This is a genomic window from Polaromonas sp., from assembly GCF_013817205.1.
Lineage (GTDB): Bacteria > Pseudomonadota > Gammaproteobacteria > Burkholderiales > Burkholderiaceae_C > Polaromonas.
Genome location: NZ_JACDDD010000025.1, coordinates 25,864 through 45,719, shown reverse-complemented (window position 1 = coordinate 45,719; position 19,856 = coordinate 25,864). Strand labels below are relative to the sequence as shown.

Sequence of the window (19,856 nt, the reverse complement as noted above, 5' to 3'; positions counted from 1 at the left end):
AAGAAACTGAGTTCCGGTTCAATCACCGGCACATAAGCCTCTACAAAGCGCTGCTATCCTTGCTACGCAGCAATCCTCTTTAACGGGCTTTGCTTCCTAAGCCCCTAATTTAATAGCAATCAAACTGCATGCTGTCATGCGGGTCAAAGCCCGCAATGACGCAAGTGATCAGCTACTGCCGCGCCGTACGCACATTGCCCGGCAGCGCCTGGGGATGGCTGGTGCGAAACGGGTTGATGTCCAGGCCGCCGCGGCGCGTGTAACGCGCGTACACCGACAGGCGCTGCGGCCGGCAGCGCGTCCACAGGTCCATGAAGATGCGCTCAACACATTGCTCGTGAAACTCGTTGTGGTTGCGAAAGCTCACGAGGTACTGCAGCAGCCCTTCCTGGTCAATGGGCGCGCCTGAATAACTGATCTGCACACTGCCCCAGTCAGGCTGGCCGGTGACCAGGCAATTGCTTTTGAGCAGGTTGGACGTGAGCGTTTCGGTCACAGGCGCTTCTTCGTGATCGGCAAACAGCAGTTCGGGCGCCGGTGTGTAGTGAATACATTCGACATCCAGCCGGTCCAGGTTCAAGCCGTCGAGTTCATGCACCGGCTCCTGGTCAAACAGCTCGGGGCCCAGCGTCTTCACACCCACGCCGGCACCCACGGCTGCGTTCAGGTCGGCACGTACGCGCTCACGCACCTCGCGCGCATCCGCGAAACGTGTGTTGTTGAAGCTGTTCAGGTAAAGCTTGAAAGACTTGCTCTCGACAATGTTCGGCGACTCGCAGGGTACGGTGATGTGGACCAGCGCCACCTGCGGCTTGCCGCGCAGGTTGAGCCAGCTTAGCTCGTAAGCCGTCCACATGTCGGCGCCCATGAACGGCAGTGTGTCGCCGAGCCCGATTTCTGCACGCTTGACGACGCGCGGAATCGGGAACAACAGCGACGCGTCGTACTGGTCAATGTAGGCCGAGCTCTTGCCCAGCTGCGATTCTTCGGGTCTGTTCATTGCGCAGTGCTTGTATGGAGGTGGGGAATCAGGGGTTCAAGAATACGCTGAACCACGCCGGACGGCAGATCGTGGCCCATGCCTTCAATACCCACGAGTCTGGCGCCCGGGATGCGTCGCGCCGTGTCTTCGCCGCAGGCATAAGGCACCAACGGGTCGGCCTTGCCGTGGATCACCAGCGTCGGCACACGCAGCGTGCCCAAGGCGTGGGCACGTTTGCCGTCGGCGGCGATGGCGGCCATCTGGCGCACCGTGCCGGCCGGGTAGAAGCTGCGCTGCGCCGCCGCGGCAATCCGTCCACGCAATTCGGCATCGTCCATCGGAAACCCGGGGCTGCCGATGGCCTTGAACAGCTTCACGTAATGGTTGAGCACCGATTCCCGGTCCTTGCCGGCAGGGCGGCTCATCAGCACCCGCATGACCTGCGGCTTGGCCTGTGGCAGCCCACGCGCGCCACTGGAGCTCATGATGCTGGTCAGGCTGAGCACACGCTCCGGCGCGGCAATCGCCACACGCTGCGCGATCATGCCGCCCATGCTGACGCCGACCAGGTGCGCCTTCGCGACACCCAGCGCGTCCAGCACGGCCAGGGTGTCGGCCGCCATGTCGGCGAGCGAATACGGTGACTTCACCGGCAGGCCGAGTTTGTATTTGAGCCCTTCCCACAGCAGATTGGGCATGCCGAGATGGTCGAATTTTTGCGACAGGCCGATGTCGCGGTTATCCAGCCGGAGCACGCGGTAACCGGCGTCCACCAGCGACTGCACCAGCGCCGGCGGCCAGGCCACCAGCTGCATGCCCAGGCCCATGATGAGAAGGACCACGGGACGGACTGTCGTGTCACCCGCGTGGGTATCTTCGATTTCGATGTCGATGCCGTTGGCTAGTAATTTCATAAAGGCATTATGAACACCCCGCCCCTCACGGGATCCGCGGACTTGTCAGCGGGGGCCGCGGAACTGGCTTTGCCAGGCAGGCGCCCGTCCCCTGCAAGGGGAGAAGGCGCTACACGCAGTGAGCGTCCGACAGGGGGGTGGTGAACCCTGAGACTCAAAGGGGGTGTCAAACAAATTCACGCTCGCGGAGCCACTTGGTCGCGATCCATTTTTCGCCGGCCAGCACCGGCATGCCGCCGTGCAGACTCTGGCTGCTGGGATGCGCCTGGCTGTAGCTGAAAAACACCGCGCTGCCGCGCCGGGGTACCACCTGCAGCCGCAAATCGGGAAACACCGTGGCGCCACCCTCAACCGGCTCCTGCAGGTACATGATCAATGTGGCGACGCGCTGGCCACCGCGCGCAAGAATGGTGGCGCTGCCCGCTTCGGCCGGGTCGAAATAATCGTAGTGCGGCTTGTATTCGGCGCCGGGGCCGTAACGCAGCACCTGCAGGCCCTCGCCGTTTTCGACCGGCCAGTCCAGCAGCTTCGCGATACGTGCCTCGATGGTCGCCACCAGCCCGCTTTCACCCCGCGTGAAAAACATGCCGTCGCTGGTGCGGTCGTCATGCATCTCTTCACCGCCGGTTTCCACTGCCACCGTCAGCGAGCGCCGCAGCCGCGGGCGGGCCGCTGCTATCAGGGCCAGGCATTCGTCGGCATCGAGCAGGTTTTCCAGCACCAGCAGATCGGGTGTGCGCATGACGGTGCTGATTGCCACCTGCCTGTCGCCCGCATCCAGGCGCAGGCTGGACGCCGCAGCCTCTGGCCAGGGCACACGCACGGCGGCTGAAGGCGTTTCTGTCAGGGCTTCGGTAGCCAGCTGGTGACTCCAGCCGGCCGCCAGCATGGCCTGCAGCACCGCGTCACGCCCGTGGCCCTCGGCCGTTTGCGAGGCAATCCACTGCCGCAACTCGCGAGTAATGGACTGGTGCTGACCGGTGGTTGCAGGTGATGTCACGTTGTCTCCTTGAAATAGGGGGGGTCAGGGCGTCTGCCTGCGGCGAAACACCAGCCGGTCCGGCGCGGAGACAGCAGGCTCGAAGCCGTAGCCTTCGGCATCAAAGCCTTGGAGCTTCTTCACCGTGGCAATTTTCCTGTCGACCGCATAACGCACCATCAGTCCGCGTGCACGTTTGGCATTGAAGCTGATGATCTTGTACTTGCCGCCCTTGTACTCTTCAAACACGCAGTTGACAACGCGTGGCTTCAGGGCACGCAGGTCCACTGCCTTGAAGTACTCCTCGCTGGCGAGATTGACAACCACAGGCGAGGTGTCTGCGGCGGCGCGTTCATTGACGTAGGCCGCAATCTGCGCACCCCAGAACTGGTAGAGGTTGCTGCCTTTGGCCGTGGCCAGGCGTGTGCCCATCTCCAGACGGTAGGGCTGCATCAGGTCAAGCGGGCGCAGCACGCCGTACAGGCCGCTCAGGATGCACACATGCGCCTGCGCCCAGTCCAACTGCGCCGGCGTGAGGGTTTTTGCGTCCAGCCCGCCGTAGACGTCACCGTCAAAGGCCAGCGCGGCCTGCTTGGCGTTTTTGGTGGTGAATTTTGTGGACCAAGCCTGGTAACGCGCCACGTTCAGGCCGGACAAGGTGTCCGACAGCGACATCAGCTCGGCCACCTGCTGCGGTGACTTTTCCCGCAGCACCTTGATCAGTTGGCTGGCCTGCCGGATGAACAGCGGCTGGGTATGGGTGGCGACCTGCGGCGGGGTGACGTAGTCCAGCGATTTGGCGGGGGAAAGGAGAAACAGCATCGGACAGGAAGAGGAAAGGTGAAGATGGGGACGGCGACACCCCGACTTTACGACAGCCACCCTGGCTGCCACCCGGACGCGACTTGGCACCCCCGATAAATTACGTTATAGTAAATGCGTTATGCATAGTTGAATTTCAACCGGTGCCGGCCAGCCCTGTTTGCTAGCCCTCGCCACCCCCGTCTGGAGATTGCCATGGCCGCCGTAATGACCGAAAAGACTCCCGCCCCCGCCCTGTCGCAGTTGCCGGCGCCTGCCCGCATCGAGCAGTTGCATCACTACGCCTACCGCGCCAAAGATGCCGAGGAAACGCGGCACTTTTACGAAGACATCCTGGGCCTGCCGCTGTACCACATCATCCAGAGCGACCACGTGCCCAGCACCGGCGAGTACTGCCCCTACACCCACTTTTTCTTCCGCCTGCAGGACGGCTCCTTCATCGCGTTTTTCGACCTTGGCAACGACGAGGCGGCCCTGCCCTCGCCCAACACGCCGCTGTGGGTCAACCACATCTCGTTTCGGGTCAACACCGTGGCCGACCTGGAAGCCATGAAGGCGCGGCTGGAAGCGGACGGCATTGAGGTGCTGGGCGTCACTGACCACCACATCTTCAAGAGCATTTATTTCTTCGACCCCAATGGCGTGCGGCTGGAACTGACGGCGCAACTGGCCGACGAGTTTGAAATGCTGCAGGAAAGTAAAACCGCCCATGCGCGCCTGGCCGAATGGACGGCACGCAAACAGCAGTGGCGCCAGGAAAGAGCTGCTGGGCGCGCTGCCGACGCGCTCAAGCCGCAGCAGAACGACCGCCCCGAAGTCACCGGCAAACCCGGGTCCTGAATCAAACTGCTACATTTTTGATAGCTGCTTGCGCCCGCCCGTTGTGGGCTGGAGCCCAAAAACGCCTGTAAACACCACCGCCTGAAGGCACCACGCCATGCTGCAGACCCGCCCTGTCCCCCCCGCCCGCGCTGCGTATGCCGAGGCGGCCTTCAGCAACGGTTATGAATTCACCGAAGGCACGGGCTACACCTTGCCGGAGTACCCGTTTGTGGCGCCGCCCGAGTTGGCCACGGGCGAGGTCAGGCGCTACCCAGTCGTCATCGTCGGCGGCGGCATCACCGGCCTGACCCTGGCCTGCGCACTGGCGCAATATGGTGTCGAAGCCGTGCTGCTGGACGAGGACAACACGGTGGGCGTCAAAGGCGCCTCCTCGCGCGGCATCTGCTACGCGCAGAAAACGCTGGAGATCTTCAAGCGCCTGGGTGTGTATGAGCGCATCGCCCGCAAGGGGGTGCAGTGGAGCGTGGGCCGCACCTTTGCCGGGGAAGACGAGGTGTATTCTTTTGATCTCCGCCAGCAGCAGACCCACTCGCTGAGCCAGCAGCCGCCCTTCATCAATCTCCAGCAGTTCTACGTCGAGGGTTTTCTGGTTGAGCAGATCCAGGCGCTCAATGCCGAACGCCCGCGCATTGACCTGCGCTGGAACAACCGCATCACCGCCTTCGCACAGACCAGCGACTTCGCCACACTGTCGATCACCACCCCCGCCGGCGACTACACGCTGCAGGCCGCCCATGTGATCGACTGCACCGGCTCGCGCAGTCCGTTTCGGGCCTGGTGCGGCGCCTCGGTCACCGCCAAAAAGGGCGACGACCGCTGGTGCATTGCCGATGTGCGCTTCAAGGACGCGCCGCCGGTCGAGCGCCACACCTGGATCGAGGCGCCCTTCAACAACAACCGCGCGGTCTGGCAACACCTGATGGCAGACGGCGTCTGGCGCATCGACTACCAGATGGCACCCAACTGCAACCCCGCAGAGGTCAGCCGCGAAGACGTGGTGCGGGCGCGGCTCAACGCGCAGTTCAAGCGGGAACTTGGCGAAGGCGAATGCGACATCGTCTGGGTCGGCCCCTACGCCTATCGCAGCGAGTGCCTGGACCAGTTGCGCCATGGCCGGGTGTTTTTTGCCGGGGATTCGGCCCATGTGGTCAGCCCCTTCGGCGCGCGCGGCGGCAATTCCGGCGTGCAGGACGCCGACAACCTGGCCTGGAAGCTGGCGGCGGCGCTGCAGGGCCGCGCCAGCCCGCATCTGCTGGACAGCTACCACCAGGAGCGCCATGAGGCGGCGCAGCAGAATGTGCAAGTCACCAATCGCACCGCGCGTTTCCTGCGGCCCGCCGACGGCGCCGAGCGGCTATTCCGCAGCGCAGCGGTGGGCCTGGCCCGACAGCACCTGTTTGCCCGGCAACTGGTCAACACCGGCCGCATGTCGGTGCCAAATACCTACTCACGCAGCCCGATGTGCGACAAATCTGGCGGGGTAGCGACACAAAACGTCAGTTTTCAGTGGGCCGACGGCAAGCCCGGCGAGTTCACCAACCTTCTGCAGTGGGCCGGCAGCCGGCTGCTGTTGCTGGTGTTTGGCGAATTGACGCCGACCGCCGCCAAACGCCTGCAGTCGCTGAGCCCTCACGCCAGCACCGTCTGCGTGCAGGTGCTTGCGGGCGGCCAGCACGCTGTCGCGGTGGAACATGTCATCGACCACGGCGGCCAGTTAATGGCCACCTGCCGTGTACCCGGCCATAGCGGCTGGGCCCTGCTCCGGCCGGACGGGTATGTGGCCGCCTGCGGCGCACACATCGACGCGATGCTGGTGCGCGCCATCAGCAATGCACTTGGCCTGCAGGGAGAGCGCGCATGAAAACCAGCCCCAACTTTCAGGACGCCGATGCGTTTTACGAGTGCCTGCTTGACGCCCACCAGGGCCTGAGCCGTGAAGAATCCGAACTGCTGAACGCCCGGCTGATCCTGATTCTGGCCAACCAGCTCGGTGACACCGCCTTGCTCAAGTCCTGCATAGCAGCGGCCAGGCCGGCGCCAGTCGAATAAAATCGGGGCATTGATCCACCCAGCGGCATCTCACCAGATGCCGTTTTTCATTGCTGCCCATGACCGACTCTGCCAAGCCCCTGCCTACCCCACCCGCCGCCGGTGCTGCGCCCGAGCGGGTTTCCGTGCCCACACCGGGACTGGACAGCCTGGCCAAGTCTTTCGAGCCGGCAGCCATCGAGAGCCAGTGGGGCCCGCGCTGGGAAGCGAGCGGCATGTACGAGCCGACGCTGGACGCCGCTAAACCCTCGTTTTCCATCCAGCTGCCGCCGCCCAATGTGACCGGCACGCTGCACATGGGCCACGCCTTCAACCAGACCATCATGGACTCGCTCACGCGTTACCACCGCATGCGCGGCCACAACACGCTGTGGGTGCCGGGTACTGACCACGCCGGCATCGCCACGCAAATTGTTGTCGAGCGCAAGTTGCAAGGCGAAGGCAAAAGCCGCCACGACTTGGGCCGCGAAAAGTTTGCAGAGAAGGTGTGGGAGTGGAAGGAAGAGTCCGGCACCACCATCACGCGCCAGATGCGCCGCATGGGCGACTCGGTAGCCTGGAAGCATGAGTACTTCACCATGGACCCGAAGATGTCCAAAGTGGTCACCTCGACCTTTGTGCAGCTTTACGAGCAGGGCCTGATCTACCGCGGCAAGCGCCTGGTCAACTGGGACCCGATCCTCAAGTCCGCGGTGTCTGACCTGGAAGTTGAAAGCGAAGAGGAAGACGGTTTCCTGTGGCACATTCGTTACCCGCTGGCCGATGGCTCCGGCTCGCTGACGGTGGCCACCACACGTCCCGAAACCATGCTGGGCGATGTGGCGGTGATGGTTCATCCCGAAGATGAACGCTACAAACATCTCATCGGCAAACTCGTGAAACTACCGCTGTGCGACCGCGACATCCCGGTCATTGCGGACGACTACGTGGACAAGGCATTCGGCACCGGCGTGGTCAAGGTCACGCCGGCACATGACAGCAACGACTATGCGGTCGGCCAGCGCCATCAGCTGCCCATGATCGGCGTGCTCACGCTGGACGCGGCCATCAACGACAACGCGCCCGAAAAATACCGGGGCATGGACCGCTTCGTGGCGCGCAAGGCCGTCGTCGCCGACCTCGAAGTCCAAGGCTTTCTGGTGGAAGTCAAAAAACACAAACTCATGGTGCCGCGCTGCGCGCGCACCGGCCAGGTGATCGAGCCCATGCTGACCGACCAGTGGTTCGTCGCCATGACCAAGGTCAGCGACGAGGATCCGACCGGCAAGTCCATCGCGCAAAAAGCCATTGATGCGGTCGAAAGCGGCGATGTGAAGTTTGTGCCCGAACAATGGGTCAACACCTACAACCAGTGGATGGGCAACATCCAGGACTGGTGCATCTCGCGCCAGCTCTGGTGGGGCCACCAGATCCCGGCCTGGTACGACGAAGACGGCAAGGTATATGTGGCCGAGAACGAAGCCGCGGCCCAAGCCCAAGCGCCCGGCAAAACCCTGACGCGCGACCCCGACGTGCTGGACACCTGGTATTCCTCGGCGCTGGTGCCTTTTTCGTCGCTGGGCTGGCCCGAAAAAACCAAAGAGCTGGATCTATTCCTGCCATCGAGTGTCTTGGTCACCGGTTACGACATCATCTTCTTCTGGGTCGCCCGGATGATCATGATGACCAAGCATTTCACCGGCCAGGTGCCCTTTCACCACGTCTACATCCATGGCCTGGTGAAGGACGCGCAGGGCAAGAAGATGAGCAAGTCCGAAGGCAATGTGCTGGACCCGGTGGATCTGATTGACGGCATCGAACTCGCGCCGCTGCTGGACAAACGCTCGCAAGGCCTGCGCAAGCCGGAGACCGCGCCGCAGGTGCGCAAGAACACCGAGAAAGAGTTTCCAGCGGGCATTCCGGCTTACGGCGCCGACGCGTTGCGTTTCACCTTTGCATCGCTGGCCAGCCTGGGCCGCAGTATCAACTTCGACAGCAAGCGCTGCGAGGGTTATCGCAACTTCTGCAACAAGCTCTGGAACGCCACCCGTTTCACCCTGATGAATTGCGAAGGCCAGGACTGCGGGCTCGCAGAACACACGAAAGAGCAGTGCGCGCCGGGCGCCGAGTTTCATAACTATCTGACGTTCTCGCAGGCTGATCGCTGGATTGCCTCGACTTTGCAACGCGTCGAAGCCGACGTGGCCAAAGGTTTTGCCGACTACCGTCTCGACAACGTCGCGGGCAGCATCTACCAGTTCGTCTGGGACGAGTTCTGCGACTGGTACCTGGAAATCGCCAAGGTGCAGATCCAGACCGGCACGCCGGCCCAGCAGCGTGCGACGCGCCGCACGCTGATCCGCACGCTGGAAGCCATCCTGCGGCTGGCGCATCCGGTGCTGCCTTTCATCACCGAGGAACTCTGGCAAATCGTGGCGCCCGTCGCCGGCCTGAAAAAAGGCGAGTACATCGGCCAGACCGCGTATCCGCAAAGCCAGCCCGGCAAGATCGACACCCAGGCCGAGGCGCATGTGGCCAAGCTCAAAACGCTGGTCGATGCCTGCCGCAACCTGCGCGGCGAGATGAAGGTCTCACCGGCCACCCGCCTGCCGCTGTTTGTGGTCGGCGACCAGGCCTTCATGGCGCAATCTGCGCCTGTCATCAAGGCGCTGGCCAAGCTCAGCGAGGTCAAGGTGTTTGATAACGAAGCCGACTGGGCCAAAGCGGCCGAGGCCGCGCCGGTCGCCGTGGTCGGCGATGCCAAAGTCTGTCTGCATATGGAAGTGGACGTCGCCGCCGAAAAGGCCCGCCTGGGCAAGGAAGCCACAAGGCTGGAGGGCGAACTCGTCAAGGTCCAGGCCAAGCTGGCCAACGAGGCCTTCGTGGCCAAAGTCCCGCCAGCGGTGCTGGAGCAGGAGCGCAAGCGCCTGACGGACTTCACCGCGACGCTCGAGAAAATTCGCGCCCAACTCACGCGATTGGATTGACAGCCTGCGGCGCAGCCGCTCAGAGCCACGTCTTAATCAAGCAGGGGCCGCGGATCTGGCTCTGCCAGTTCGCAGGCGCAGCGGCCCCCCAGGGGGGCAGGGAACGACAGGCAGTGCGCGACCGTGGGGGCCAACTACCTAATCGAGTATTCCTGCTCACCCCACTGCGAAGGCGACACAGCCCCTGGCAGTTCCATGTTCATGGGTTCACTGGGGATGTAGCCGGCGCCCCCCTGATCGGCGGCAATCGCCTCGTGCATGCGGTGCGCCACATACCAGCTCGAACGCAGGCGCGCTTCCCGCGTGTGTGAACCCAGGCGCGGTGTGATGAACAGGTTTTTCAGGCCATTGACTGGCGAATTTTCGGCGGTGAAGTTGTCCTCGGCGCCGTCCAGGATACAGGCCTCGATACGGCCGTCACACAGTGCCGCCGCCAGGGCGTTCTCGTCAAACAGCGCACTGCGGCTGATGCCGACCCACAGCTGGTCGCGCTTGCAGGCTGCCAGCAGTTTTTCATTCACAAAACCGCGAAAGCGCGTGGCATACAGCATTTGCACCGACACCGCATCGGACTGGCTGACCAACTCGGTCAGGGTGACAGGCTGAATGCGCAAGCGCTCCCAGATCGGCGCTGTATGGTGGACCGCCGGGTCGTAACCAATCAAGCGCACGCCCAGGCTGGTCAGCATGCCCGCCAGGGTATGCGCCGTGGGGGCCAGCCCCAGAATGCCGACGGTACTGCCATGCAGTTCACGCCCCATTTGTGTCGTCGGGTGGCGCCTGCCCATCAATGCCGCCACCACGCCGCGCCGGTACAGCAGCAGCAGGCTGCTCAGCAGGTATTCGGCATTGGAGCGTACATTCGCGCTGCTCGCATGGATCACCTTGATACCGCGTTCCTTGCAGGCTTCGAGGTCGGTATTGTCAGTGCCGACATGCAGACGGCCGACGGCCTTGAGTTTGGGTACAAAGTCGAGGAATTCCCGCGTGACCACGGTCTGGCGAGGAAAAACGATGCCCCGGGTCTTGTAGGCCATTTTGCGCAAGGCGACCAGATCGTCCGCGAGTTCGGGGCGGTATTCCACACCGTGGCGCGACTCCAGCCAGGTCATGGCCTCAGGCACCAATGCATCAAGAAGTAAGATGTCCACCCGGTTATCCTTTTTCTTTTCCGTCGCACAGGTCGTGCGGTTTCCCACCCAGGCTCGGGCGGCTGTCCGACGCCGTCGCTGTATTAACCACGCAACACTCTAGCCCTTTAAGCTTTAAAAGTCGATGCATAAAGTCACACTAAAGAAGGCCGTATTCCCCGTCGCGGGTTTGGGAACCCGGTTTCTACCGGCCACCAAGGCCCAGCCCAAGGAAATGTTGCCTGTGGTGGACAAACCGCTGATCCAGTACGCCGTTGAAGAGGCCTATGCGGCAGGCATACGTCACATGATTTTTGTCACTGGACGCAATAAGCGGGCCATCGAGGATCACTTCGACACCGCCTACGAGCTGGAAACCGAGCTGGAAGCCGCCGGCAAGCAAGAACTGCTGGAGCTGGTGCGCTCGATGAACCCCGGTGACATGGATTTTTCCTATGTCCGCCAGCCGCGCTCCCTGGGCCTGGGTCATGCTGTGTTGTGTGCGGAACACCTGGTCGGCAGCGAACCCTTTGCGGTGCTGCTGGCCGATGACCTGATGGTGGGATCGCCGCCTGTGCTGGCCCAGATGGCAGTGCGATTCGCTGAACTGCAGCAATCGGTGCTGGCGGTTCAGGAAGTGCCCGCAGAACACACACGTCGCTATGGCATCGTGGCCGGTGAAAGTATCAACCCGCAATTGATCAGAGTGACCACCATCGTTGAAAAGCCGGCGGCTGAAGTGGCCCCTTCCAGAATGGGTGTAGCTGGGCGCTACATCCTCACACCCGCCGTTTTCCGGCATATCCGCAAGCAGCCCACCGGCGTGGGTGGTGAGATCCAGCTGACCGATGGCATCGCCGGCCTGATGGCCGAAGAAAGCGTTTACGCGTATCGGTACGAAGGCAAGCGTTACGACTGCGGCAGCAAGGAAGGCTTTCTGGAAGCCACAGTGGAACTCGCTTTGCAGCACGCCGAAGTTGGTGAGCACTTCCGCAATTATCTGAAAAACTTGCAGGTAGTCTGAAAGCGCATGCTGCCACGCAGCGCGGAGTAGCTCCCGTTCAAGCAGGGGCCGCGGAACCGGCTTCGCCGGGCCGCAGGCGCAGCAGCGCCCCCTCGGGGGGGCAGAGAGCTACACGCAGTGAGCGAACGTGGGGGCTATATCACCGCCGCCGAAGCACGTGGACGAAGTCGCTGCCTTCGGTCTGCTGCTCCACCAGTTCGTTACCGGTTTGTTTGGCAAAAGCCATGAAATCACGGGTCGAGCCTGAATCCGTGGAGACCACACGCAGCAACTGCCCGCTGTTCATCTCGGCCAGCGCCTTCTTGGCTTTGAGAATGGGCAGGGGGCAATTGAGGCCCCGGGTGTCGAGTTCTTTGTCGATGTGCATGGTTGAATCCTTGATTGCCACCATTTTAAGCAAATCCGGCAAGCGCTTCAGCACCCCGCGACTATGTCAGCCCGGCTCTCCGGTCACTGTCCATTCAGCACCTGTTTGCTATCAATTTAGTAGCAGTCTGCGCTTATTGGACGGGGGCTGACGGCCTATTTGATGCAAAAAAAATCCCGGGGATGCAGTGCAAACCCGGGATGGTCTGTCCGGCGCCGAAGCGCTGGTAACGGTTACTTCATGCCGAATTTAGCCTTGGCATCGCTCTGGCAGCTGTCTTTCGCAGCGCCTGACATTGCGTCGCAGCGCTCCTTGGCCGCCTTGTACTGGGCTTCGTTCTTCTCGGCCTTGGCGTCCTTGCGGGCTTCAGCCACATTTTCAGCCTTGTCCTTGCCGCCGTCGGCAGCCGCCTTGCTGACCTTGGCATTCGCCTTTGCGGTGGTGCGGGCAGCTTTGGCGTCTTTCACGCAGACGTCCTTGGCATTGCCGGACAAGTCATCACATTTTTCCTTGGCGACGTCATAGGCGGCGTCAGCCTTGGCGTCCCGGACCTTTTTGTCATGGCGGGGGCTGGGCTTGTACTGGGCTTCCAGTTCAGCCTTGGCAACTTTTTCTGCGCCCTTGGCTTCGGCCTGGCAGATGTCCTTCGCATTGGCGCTCAGTGTCGAACATTTGTCCTTGCCAGCCTTGTAGTCGGCTTCAACACGGTCCTTCTGTAGCTTGTACTCTTCCTTGGTCAAGGCCATGGCATTACCGGCGAAGGCGCAAGAAACTGCGAGGGTGAGCATGGCGAGTTGGGTTTTCATTTGAATTTCCTCTGCGTGAATGAATGGCGGGGTGAGCTAGTTTTAAGAAAGAGCTGCCGTGGCAGTTTCGATGCGTCGATCAATAACGCTCGAAAAAGCCGGTCGGATTGCGCTCCTGAAAATCATCAAGCTGCTTTTCCGCCTCGTCCTTGGCCAAGCCGTGGCGGGCCTGTATCCGGCCCAGTAACTGGTCGCGCTTGCCAGCGATGATGTCGAGGTCGTCGTCGGTGAGCTTGCCCCACTGCTCCTTGACCTTGCCTTTGAACTGCATCCAGTTCCCTTCGATTTGATCTTGGTTCATGGTGATCTCCTAATGAGTGAATCGCGTGCTTTCAGCGTTGCGACAGGAACTTCACCTTAGTCAGGCCCTAACAGTGTTGGGGTAGGCACGCGCTAGAGATGGCCGTAGGTGGGTGCCTACACCGGGCCCGCAGGTTCCGCAGCGCCTAGTTTCTGCGCCAAGTGCGGCCCAGCAGAAGCACCGGCAACAGGCCCACCAGCACCAGTGCCAGCGCAGGCAAGGCGGCCTCCCCCAGCCGTTCGTCGCGCGCGAGCTGGTAGGTCACGACCGCCAGCGTATCGCTGTTGAAGGGGCGCAACACCAAGGTGGCTGGCAACTCTTTCATCACGTCAACAAACACCAGCAGCGCAGCCGTGCCCACCGAGCGCTGTAACAACGGCCAGTGCACCTTCAACAGCAGCGCTGGGCCTGTGCTTCCCAGCATGCGGGCGCTGTCGTCGAAACTGGCGGGAATGCGCGTATAGCCACTTTGCACCGACTGGAGCGCCACAGCCGTGAACCGTACCAGGTAGGCCCAGACAATGCCGAGCACGGTTCCCGTGATCCAGTAGCCGGCCGCAGTTTGCGGTGCCGCCGCCTGCAGCCACCCCACCGGCAGCAGCAAACCCACAACAATCACGGCGCCCGGCACGGCATAACCCAGGCCGGCCAGTTGCACGGCGGCTCGGGTCGGCCAGTCGGGCCGTCGGCGCAGTGCAAAGGCAAGTCCGATCGCGATGCCCGTGGCCAGTGCGGCACTGAGGCCTGCCAGGCCCACACTGTTGAGCGACCAACGCACAAACTGCGTCCAGGGCAGTTCGCCCCAGCCCGCAAAGAGCGGTCGCAGCATAAACAGCACAGGCAGCACAAAACCGAGCAGGACGGGCAGCGCACACACCAGTACGGCCGCGCCGGCGGTCAGCCCGTGCAGTGGCGTGGGTGCGGCGTCAGCCGCGCCGGCGCGCCCACCCCGGCTGGTGGAGAAACGCATGCGTTTTTGCGCGTGATGCTCGATCTTCAGCAGTACCGCCACCACCAGCAGCAGCACGCTGGCAAGCTGCGCGGCGGCCAGACGGTTGTCCATGGCCAACCAGGCCTTGTAAATGCCGGACGTGAAAGTCTGGATGCCGAAATAGCTGGACACGCCGAAGTCGGCCAGCGTCTCCATCAGCGCCAGCGCCACCCCGGCGGCAACCGCTGGGCGGGCCAGTGGCAGCGCCACTTCGCGGATGCGGCGCGAAAGGGGGGCGCCCAGCAGCCGAGCGGCCTCCATCAGGTGCACTGCCCGTTCTGACAGGGCGGTTCGCGCCAACAGGTAGACATAGGGATACAGCGACACCGTGAACACCAGCACCGCGCCGCCCAGGCTGCGGACCTCAGGCAGCAATCTGCCTTGAAGGCCAAAACTGCCCCGCATCCAGGTTTGCAGCGGCCCGGCGTACTGCAAGAAATCGGTGTAGGCATAAGCCACCACATAAGCCGGCATGGCCAGCGGCAACAGCAGCGCCCAGGAAAAAAAGCGCCGCCCCGGAAAGTCAAACAGGGTCACCACACTGGCGGTGGCCATGCCGACCACCGCCACCCCGAGTGCGACAGACAGACACAGCAGCAGCGAGGTGAACGCGTATTCTGGCAGCACCGTTTGCAGCATTTGGGTCAGGATGGGCAGGGAATCGGCGTCCAGCTCCAGCCACGACAGCATCACCGTCAGCACAGGCAAGGTGAGCACGGCCATCAGCGCGAACAACAAGGCAGATGGAATAAAACGGCGGAGCATGAGGTCCAGGGTTGGGAGGATTGATGCCGGTCAGACGCCTGTCCCCACGAGGTTTTACAGGTCAGCACCCATGAAGTGTGAATGAGAATTGTAAGCATCTACAATTCATCCATGTTTTTAGACCTTTCCAGGCTGGTGGTTCACTACGACGGCCAGCCCCGGCCTGCGGTCAACGGCGTGTCGCTGGGCTTGCAGATCGGAGAGATTGGGGTGCTGATCGGGCCTTCTGGCTGCGGAAAGACCACCTTGCTGCGCGCTGTGGCAGGCCTGGAGCGTGCGCAGGCCGGCAGTATCTTGCTGGGCAGCGAAACCGTCAGCGGCAGTGGCGTCCACATCCCGGCAGAACAACGCCGTATTGGCATGGTGTTCCAGGACTACGCGCTGTTTCCGCATCTGGACGTGGGCCAGAACGTGGCTTTCGGACTGCCCCACCTGCGACCAGCAGAGCGCGAGCTACGCATCTCAGAAGTGCTGGACATGGTCGGCCTTGGCCAGTCGCAACGGCGATACCCGCACGAGCTGTCAGGAGGCCAGCAACAGCGCGTGGCGTTGGCGCGCGCGCTGGCACCCTGGCCGCGGCTTCTGCTGCTCGACGAGCCTTTCTCCAACCTGGACGTCGATCTGCGTGAACGTCTGGCCCACGAGGTGCGTGCCATCCTGAAACAGGCCGGCGCCACCGCGCTGCTGGTGACCCACGACCAGCTTGAAGCCTTCGCCATCGGCGATCGCATCGGCGTGATGCACGAAGGCGAGCTGCACCAATGGGACGACGCTTATGAGCTCTACCATCGACCGGCGACGCGTTTTGTGGCCGACTTTATTGGCCACGGGGTGTTCACCCGCGCGCAAATCACGCAGCAGGGCGACGATGTGGTGGTGCGCACGGCTCTAGGTGACCTCAGCGACGTGCTGGAGTGCCCCCTGCCCGGCGCCTACCCGGACGGGGTGTGCGACGTGTTGCTGCGCGCGGACGACATCGTGCACGATGATGCGGCGCCCGTTAAGGCGCAGATCGTACGCAAGGCCTTTCGGGGTTCGGAGTTCCTGTACACCCTCCAGCTGCGCAGCGGCGAGACGGTGATGGCCCATGTGCCCTCGCACCACGACCACGCCTTGGGGGAATGGATTGGCATTCGCGCCGAAGTCGATCACGTGGTGACCTTTCCAACAGCCACCTGAATCTGTTCACCGACGCTGAGCCGACGCGCTGAGCAGGCGGGCGACTTCCGTTTGCAGGTCGGCGGCCCAGGCCCTGCGGTCTCGGCCATCGGCGCGCTGGGGCTCGCCCACCGTCACCTCGGCGCGCAGGTGGGTGACACACAGGGTCTCCCAGATCGATACAAAAATAGAATCATCGTCAATGTAGCGCGGTGCAAAACTCGTCTGTCCCGTGTCCGCATCGACAAAACGCAGAGCCAGCGGCTGCACCGGCGCATCGGCAGAAATGGCAGCCTGCAACAAATTGGCATGAAACGGCTTCATAGAAGTTCCGTCACCAGTGGTGCCCTCCGGGAAAACCGCCAACACCTCGCCCAGTTGCAGCCGCTCGACCATGTGATGCACCACACGGTGGGCGTCGCGCCGCGACTCGCGCTCGATGTACAGGGTGCCTGCGCCGCTGGCCAGGGTGCCGACCAGCGGCCAGTGCTTGATGTCAGCCTTGGAGACGAAGCGGCAATACCGCGAGGCATGCAAAACCACGATGTCCAGCCAGGACAGATGGTTGGCCACCAGCAGCGCCGGGCCCTCGGGCACCGGCCGGCCTTGAAGCGCCAGCTCAATGCCGACGCCGCGCAGCATGGCCTGCGCCCAGGCGTGCACCCGCGCTTCCTTCTCAAGCTGGGTCAACCGGGGAAAGCGGAAAACAATGGTCCACATGCCGCCCGCGATATGCGACAGCGCCCACAGCAGCCGCCAGACAGCCCGGGCCTGACGCACGCGTTCAGGCCCCGTACGCGAGCTGGCCGCCCACCAGCGTCCAGCGCACGCGGGCCGGCAATTGGTAGCCGGAGAACGGTGTGTGTTTGCCCTGGCTGCGCAGTGCGTCCGGCTGAACCGTCCAGTCGGACTGGGCATCAAATACACAGATGTCGGCGACGCCGCCTGCAGCGAGTTGACCCGCGCTGACCTGCAAGGTACCGAGCGCACTGCCAAGGACGCGGGCCGGCTCGCTGGTAAGCACCGCCAACGCGCGCTGAAGACCCGCGCCACTGTCCTGGCCCCACTTGCAGGCCAGACCCAGCAGCAGTTCCAGCCCGGTCGCGCCCGGCTCGGCCTCGGCAAAAGGCAGGGTCTTGGCATCGGCTTCGACCGGCGTGTGGTCCGACACCAGCGCGTCAATGGTGCCGTCCAGCAAGCCTTGGCGCAGGGCGTCGCGGTCGCGCTGCTGGCGCAGCGGCGGGTTCAGGCGCATGCGGCTGTCAAAGTAGCCGATGTCGGTATCGGTCAGGTGCAGGCTGTTGATGCTGACATCGGCAGTCACCGCCAATCCGTCAGCCTTGGCACGCGCCAGCAGGGCGACGCCCGCAGCGCTGCTGATGCGGCAGATGTGCACCCGCGCACCCGTTGCGCGCATCAGTTCAAACAGGGTGTGCAGCGCAATCGTTTCAGCCGCGACCGGCACGCCGCTCAGGCCCAGTCGCGTGGCCAGGGCGCCGCTGGCGGCAACACCGCCCCCCAGCCAGCTGTCCTGTGGCCGCAGCCAGACCGTGTACCCAAAGCTGGCGGCATACTGCAGCGCACGCAGTAGCACCTGCGTGTTGGCCAGCGGAACATCCGCCTGGCTGAAGCCGACACAACCGGCCTCGGTCAGCTCCACCATTTCCGTCAATGCCTCACCCTTGAGCGCACGCGTCAAGGCCCCCAGCGGAAACACGCGCGACTGGTGCAGTTTTTCGGCGCGAAACTTGAGCATCTCGACCAGACCGGGTTCGTCGAGCACCGGATCGGTGTCCGGCGGGCAAACCAGGCTGGTCACGCCACCGGCCACAGCTGCGGCCAGTTCGCTTTCCAGCATGCCTTCGTGTTCGTAGCCGGGTTCGCGCAGGCGCGCCGACAAATCGATCAGACCCGGCGCGACGATGCAGCCGGTGGCGTCGATGGTCTTGTTCGGCGTGAAGTCAGCCGGCGCGCCCTGAAGCGAGACGATGCGACCGGCAGCAATGGCGACATCCCCCACCGCCTCATGACCGGATGCTGGATCCATCACCCGTCCGTTTTTAATCAACATCTTCATCTTGTGTCTCCACAGCGCGCAAGCTGACAAGCGTTGGGGGATCTTCCAGACCAGCAGGGGCCGCGGAACCGGCTTTGCCGGGCCGCAGGCGCAGCGCCCCCCCGGGGGGCAGCGAAGCACACGAAGTGGCGAGCGTGGGGGCACAGGTTCACGCTTCGTTCCCCGCAACAATGCTCATCACCGCCATACGCACCGCGATGCCGAAGGTGACCTGCGGCAGGATCACGCTTTGCGCACCATCCACCACGGCCGAGTCGATCTCGACACCGCGGTTGATGGGGCCCGGGTGCATCACGATGGCGTCTGGTTTTGCCAGTTTCAACTTGTCGGGGGTCAGTCCGAAACTCTTAAAGAACTCCTGACTGCTGGGAAGCAAAGCGCCGGACATGCGCTCGTTCTGCAACCTCAGCATGATGATGACGTCGGCGTCCCGTATGCCTTCTTCGAGGGTGTGGCAGACTCGCACACCCATCTGCGCCATGTCGGCGGGGACCAGGGTCTTGGGGCCCACCACGCGCACCTCGGGGCAGCCCAGCGTGGTTAGCGCGTGGATGTCAGAGCGCGCGACGCGGGAATGCAGCACGTCGCCGACGATGGCCACCGTCAGCTGGCTGAAGTCCTTCTTGTAATGGCGGATGGTATACATGTCCAGCAACCCCTGCGTCGGGTGGGCATGGCGACCGTCGCCAGCATTGATCACGTGAACATGGGGCGCGACGTGCTGCGCGATCAGGTAGGGCGCACCCGACTCACTGTGGCGCACCACAAACAGGTCGGCCGCCATCGCGCTCAGGTTGGAAATGGTGTCGAGCAGGGACTCGCCCTTTGATGCCGATGAACGCGCGATGTCGAGGTTGATGACGTCGGCCGACAGCCGCGTGGCTGCGATCTCGAAGGTGGTGCGGGTACGCGTGGAGTTCTCAAAGAAGAGGTTGAACACGCTTTTACCGCGCAGCAGCGGGACTTTCTTGACCTCGCGGTCGCTGACGCTGACAAAGCTGGCGGCGGTGTCCAGGATCTGCGTCAGGGTGGCCTTGGGCAAACCTTCGATCGACAGCAAGTGGATCAGGTCGCCGTTTTTGTTGAGCTGCGGATTTCGTCGGTACAGCATGGTCAAGCCTTGCGCACGGCCCGGCCGTCGGTAACGGGGTTCATGGGGTCGCTCCTTGCACCTGAAAACTGAAATGGCCGTCGTCGCCACGCGCCAGCGCGAGAGACTGCGAGGCAGGCAACGCTACCCGAGCGGCTGCGAAGTCAGCCTGGATGGGCAATTCGCGCCCACCGCGGTCCACCAGCACCACCAGCTTGACGCTGGCCGGTCGGCCGTAGTCAAACAACTCGTTGAGCACGGCGCGTATGGTGCGCCCGGTGTACAAAACGTCATCAAGCACGATCAGGTCGGCGCCGTTGACGTCGAAAGGCAGCACGGTCTGGCCACTGGACGACAGGCCGCGCTGCGCAAAATCATCGCGGTGCATCGCTGACGACAGGGTGCCAGCCTCTTCCGTCAGTCCCAGGTCGGCCCGCAGGCGTTCGGCCAGCCAGACACCGCCGGAAGCGACACCCACCAGGCGCGGCTTTTGCTCCCCGGTCGCGAGCATTTGTGGCATGGCGCGCAGAACCTCGCGGTACAGGGCTTCGGCGTCCAGGGTCAGGCTGCTCATGCCGCTCCCCGCCCCTGC

The 19,856-nt window shown here is 63.1% G+C and carries 19 protein-coding genes and 1 pseudogene; 7 read left to right on the top strand and 13 right to left on the bottom strand.

Features of this window, described 5'->3' with window-relative positions:
- Nucleotides 1-83, top strand: a pseudogene (locus tag H0W47_RS08025) (IS1595 family transposase); the annotation flags it as partial.
- Between the two features lie 89 nt (nucleotides 84-172).
- Here H0W47_RS08025 and queF read toward each other — a convergent pair.
- From queF to yaaA, 4 genes are all read right to left on the bottom strand, one after another.
- Nucleotides 173-1,000, bottom strand: a complete 828-nt coding sequence (queF, locus tag H0W47_RS08020; RefSeq protein ID WP_296922832.1) for an NADPH-dependent 7-cyano-7-deazaguanine reductase QueF — start codon at nucleotides 998-1,000, stop codon at nucleotides 173-175.
- The gene (locus tag H0W47_RS08015; protein WP_296922828.1) at nucleotides 997-1,896 is read right to left on the bottom strand and encodes an alpha/beta fold hydrolase; all 900 of its coding nucleotides are present in this window, start codon (nucleotides 1,894-1,896) and stop codon (nucleotides 997-999) included. The genes queF and H0W47_RS08015 overlap by 4 nt, the downstream gene beginning before the upstream one ends.
- Before the next feature lie 166 nt (nucleotides 1,897-2,062).
- Complete coding sequence (locus H0W47_RS08010; RefSeq protein WP_296922825.1) at nucleotides 2,063-2,896, bottom strand: 2OG-Fe(II) oxygenase; 834 nt, start codon at nucleotides 2,894-2,896, stop codon at nucleotides 2,063-2,065.
- Nucleotides 2,897-2,920: 24 nt separating this feature from the next.
- Entirely contained in the window at nucleotides 2,921-3,697 is a 777-nt protein-coding gene (gene yaaA, locus H0W47_RS08005) for a peroxide stress protein YaaA (protein WP_296922822.1), read from the bottom strand.
- A gap of 195 nt (nucleotides 3,698-3,892) precedes the next feature.
- Between yaaA and H0W47_RS08000 the strand changes: the two genes are divergently transcribed.
- The 4 genes from H0W47_RS08000 to H0W47_RS07985 all read left to right on the top strand — a co-directional run bounded on the left by H0W47_RS08000 (nucleotide 3,893) and on the right by H0W47_RS07985 (nucleotide 9,555).
- Nucleotides 3,893-4,537 carry a VOC family protein gene (locus tag H0W47_RS08000; RefSeq protein ID WP_296922819.1) on the top strand — a complete coding sequence of 215 codons (645 nt, stop codon included), beginning with the start codon at nucleotides 3,893-3,895 and terminating at the stop codon, nucleotides 4,535-4,537.
- Between the two features lie 97 nt (nucleotides 4,538-4,634).
- Entirely contained in the window at nucleotides 4,635-6,401 is a 1,767-nt protein-coding gene (locus tag H0W47_RS07995) for an FAD-dependent oxidoreductase (RefSeq protein WP_296922815.1), read from the top strand.
- Nucleotides 6,398-6,589, top strand: coding sequence for a DUF2783 domain-containing protein (locus H0W47_RS07990; RefSeq protein WP_296922811.1), 192 nt, complete (start codon nucleotides 6,398-6,400; stop codon nucleotides 6,587-6,589). Before H0W47_RS07995 ends, H0W47_RS07990 begins: the two co-directional genes overlap by 4 nt.
- Before the next feature lie 59 nt (nucleotides 6,590-6,648).
- A complete protein-coding gene (locus tag H0W47_RS07985) occupies nucleotides 6,649-9,555 on the top strand; it encodes a valine--tRNA ligase (RefSeq protein ID WP_296922808.1) in 2,907 nt (968 codons plus the stop codon).
- 134 nt (nucleotides 9,556-9,689) lie between these two features.
- On the opposite strand, the gene H0W47_RS07980 is transcribed toward H0W47_RS07985, so the two are convergent.
- Nucleotides 9,690-10,706 (bottom strand): NAD(P)-dependent oxidoreductase, encoded by a 1,017-nt coding sequence (locus H0W47_RS07980; RefSeq protein ID WP_296922805.1) that lies wholly within the window; start codon nucleotides 10,704-10,706, stop codon nucleotides 9,690-9,692.
- Between the two features lie 124 nt (nucleotides 10,707-10,830).
- On the opposite strand from H0W47_RS07980, the gene galU reads away from it, so the two are divergent.
- The gene (gene galU / locus H0W47_RS07975; protein ID WP_296922802.1) at nucleotides 10,831-11,709 is read left to right on the top strand and encodes a UTP--glucose-1-phosphate uridylyltransferase GalU; all 879 of its coding nucleotides are present in this window, start codon (nucleotides 10,831-10,833) and stop codon (nucleotides 11,707-11,709) included.
- 139 nt (nucleotides 11,710-11,848) lie between these two features.
- Here the strand turns inward: galU and H0W47_RS07970 are convergent, their stop codons facing one another.
- The 4 genes from H0W47_RS07970 to H0W47_RS07955 form a co-directional block, all read right to left on the bottom strand.
- On the bottom strand, nucleotides 11,849-12,076 hold the full coding sequence (locus tag H0W47_RS07970) for a sulfurtransferase TusA family protein (RefSeq protein WP_296922800.1): 228 nt from the start codon (nucleotides 12,074-12,076) through the stop codon (nucleotides 11,849-11,851).
- Between the two features lie 233 nt (nucleotides 12,077-12,309).
- Entirely contained in the window at nucleotides 12,310-12,882 is a 573-nt protein-coding gene (locus H0W47_RS07965; RefSeq protein ID WP_296922797.1) for a hypothetical protein, read from the bottom strand.
- 79 nt (nucleotides 12,883-12,961) lie between these two features.
- Nucleotides 12,962-13,183, bottom strand: coding sequence for a CsbD family protein (locus H0W47_RS07960; RefSeq protein WP_296922792.1), 222 nt, complete (start codon nucleotides 13,181-13,183; stop codon nucleotides 12,962-12,964).
- A gap of 145 nt (nucleotides 13,184-13,328) precedes the next feature.
- On the bottom strand, nucleotides 13,329-14,939 hold the full coding sequence (locus tag H0W47_RS07955) for an iron ABC transporter permease (protein ID WP_296922788.1): 1,611 nt from the start codon (nucleotides 14,937-14,939) through the stop codon (nucleotides 13,329-13,331).
- A 111-nt stretch (nucleotides 14,940-15,050) separates the two neighbouring features.
- On the opposite strand from H0W47_RS07955, the gene H0W47_RS07950 reads away from it, so the two are divergent.
- Nucleotides 15,051-16,118, top strand: a complete 1,068-nt coding sequence (locus tag H0W47_RS07950; protein WP_296922785.1) for an ABC transporter ATP-binding protein — start codon at nucleotides 15,051-15,053, stop codon at nucleotides 16,116-16,118.
- A gap of 6 nt (nucleotides 16,119-16,124) precedes the next feature.
- Here the strand turns inward: H0W47_RS07950 and H0W47_RS07945 are convergent, their stop codons facing one another.
- From H0W47_RS07945 to pyrR, 4 genes are all read right to left on the bottom strand, one after another.
- Complete coding sequence (locus H0W47_RS07945) at nucleotides 16,125-16,817, bottom strand: 1-acyl-sn-glycerol-3-phosphate acyltransferase (protein WP_296922840.1); 693 nt, start codon at nucleotides 16,815-16,817, stop codon at nucleotides 16,125-16,127.
- Nucleotides 16,818-16,881: 64 nt separating this feature from the next.
- The gene (locus H0W47_RS07940) at nucleotides 16,882-18,174 is read right to left on the bottom strand and encodes a dihydroorotase (protein WP_296922782.1); all 1,293 of its coding nucleotides are present in this window, start codon (nucleotides 18,172-18,174) and stop codon (nucleotides 16,882-16,884) included.
- A gap of 148 nt (nucleotides 18,175-18,322) precedes the next feature.
- On the bottom strand, nucleotides 18,323-19,285 hold the full coding sequence (locus H0W47_RS07935; protein WP_296922778.1) for an aspartate carbamoyltransferase catalytic subunit: 963 nt from the start codon (nucleotides 19,283-19,285) through the stop codon (nucleotides 18,323-18,325).
- A 40-nt stretch (nucleotides 19,286-19,325) separates the two neighbouring features.
- On the bottom strand, nucleotides 19,326-19,838 hold the full coding sequence (pyrR, locus tag H0W47_RS07930; protein ID WP_296922774.1) for a bifunctional pyr operon transcriptional regulator/uracil phosphoribosyltransferase PyrR: 513 nt from the start codon (nucleotides 19,836-19,838) through the stop codon (nucleotides 19,326-19,328).
- Nucleotides 19,839-19,856 lie beyond the last annotated feature (18 nt).

Excerpts from the sequence above, each read along its gene's own strand:
- pyrR (WP_296922774.1), bottom strand. The coding sequence starts at position 19,838 with ATGAGCAGCCTGACCCTGGACGCCGAAGCCCTGTACCGCGAGGTTCTG.
- H0W47_RS07970 (WP_296922800.1), bottom strand. The coding sequence starts at position 12,076 with ATGCACATCGACAAAGAACTCGACACCCGGGGCCTCAATTGCCCCCTG.
- H0W47_RS08015 (WP_296922828.1), bottom strand. The coding sequence starts at position 1,896 with ATGAAATTACTAGCCAACGGCATCGACATCGAAATCGAAGATACCCAC.
- H0W47_RS07985 (WP_296922808.1), top strand. The coding sequence starts at position 6,649 with ATGACCGACTCTGCCAAGCCCCTGCCTACCCCACCCGCCGCCGGTGCT.
- queF (WP_296922832.1), bottom strand. The coding sequence starts at position 1,000 with ATGAACAGACCCGAAGAATCGCAGCTGGGCAAGAGCTCGGCCTACATT.
- H0W47_RS07935 (WP_296922778.1), bottom strand. The coding sequence starts at position 19,285 with ATGCTGTACCGACGAAATCCGCAGCTCAACAAAAACGGCGACCTGATC.
- yaaA (WP_296922822.1), bottom strand. The coding sequence starts at position 3,697 with ATGCTGTTTCTCCTTTCCCCCGCCAAATCGCTGGACTACGTCACCCCG.
- H0W47_RS07965 (WP_296922797.1), bottom strand. The coding sequence starts at position 12,882 with ATGAAAACCCAACTCGCCATGCTCACCCTCGCAGTTTCTTGCGCCTTC.
- H0W47_RS07960 (WP_296922792.1), bottom strand. The coding sequence starts at position 13,183 with ATGAACCAAGATCAAATCGAAGGGAACTGGATGCAGTTCAAAGGCAAG.
- galU (WP_296922802.1), top strand. The coding sequence starts at position 10,831 with ATGCATAAAGTCACACTAAAGAAGGCCGTATTCCCCGTCGCGGGTTTG.
- H0W47_RS07950 (WP_296922785.1), top strand. The coding sequence starts at position 15,051 with ATGTTTTTAGACCTTTCCAGGCTGGTGGTTCACTACGACGGCCAGCCC.
- H0W47_RS07940 (WP_296922782.1), bottom strand. The coding sequence starts at position 18,174 with ATGAAGATGTTGATTAAAAACGGACGGGTGATGGATCCAGCATCCGGT.
- H0W47_RS07990 (WP_296922811.1), top strand. The coding sequence starts at position 6,398 with ATGAAAACCAGCCCCAACTTTCAGGACGCCGATGCGTTTTACGAGTGC.
- H0W47_RS07995 (WP_296922815.1), top strand. The coding sequence starts at position 4,635 with ATGCTGCAGACCCGCCCTGTCCCCCCCGCCCGCGCTGCGTATGCCGAG.
- H0W47_RS07955 (WP_296922788.1), bottom strand. The coding sequence starts at position 14,939 with ATGCTCCGCCGTTTTATTCCATCTGCCTTGTTGTTCGCGCTGATGGCC.
- H0W47_RS07945 (WP_296922840.1), bottom strand. The coding sequence starts at position 16,817 with ATGTGGACCATTGTTTTCCGCTTTCCCCGGTTGACCCAGCTTGAGAAG.
- H0W47_RS08000 (WP_296922819.1), top strand. The coding sequence starts at position 3,893 with ATGGCCGCCGTAATGACCGAAAAGACTCCCGCCCCCGCCCTGTCGCAG.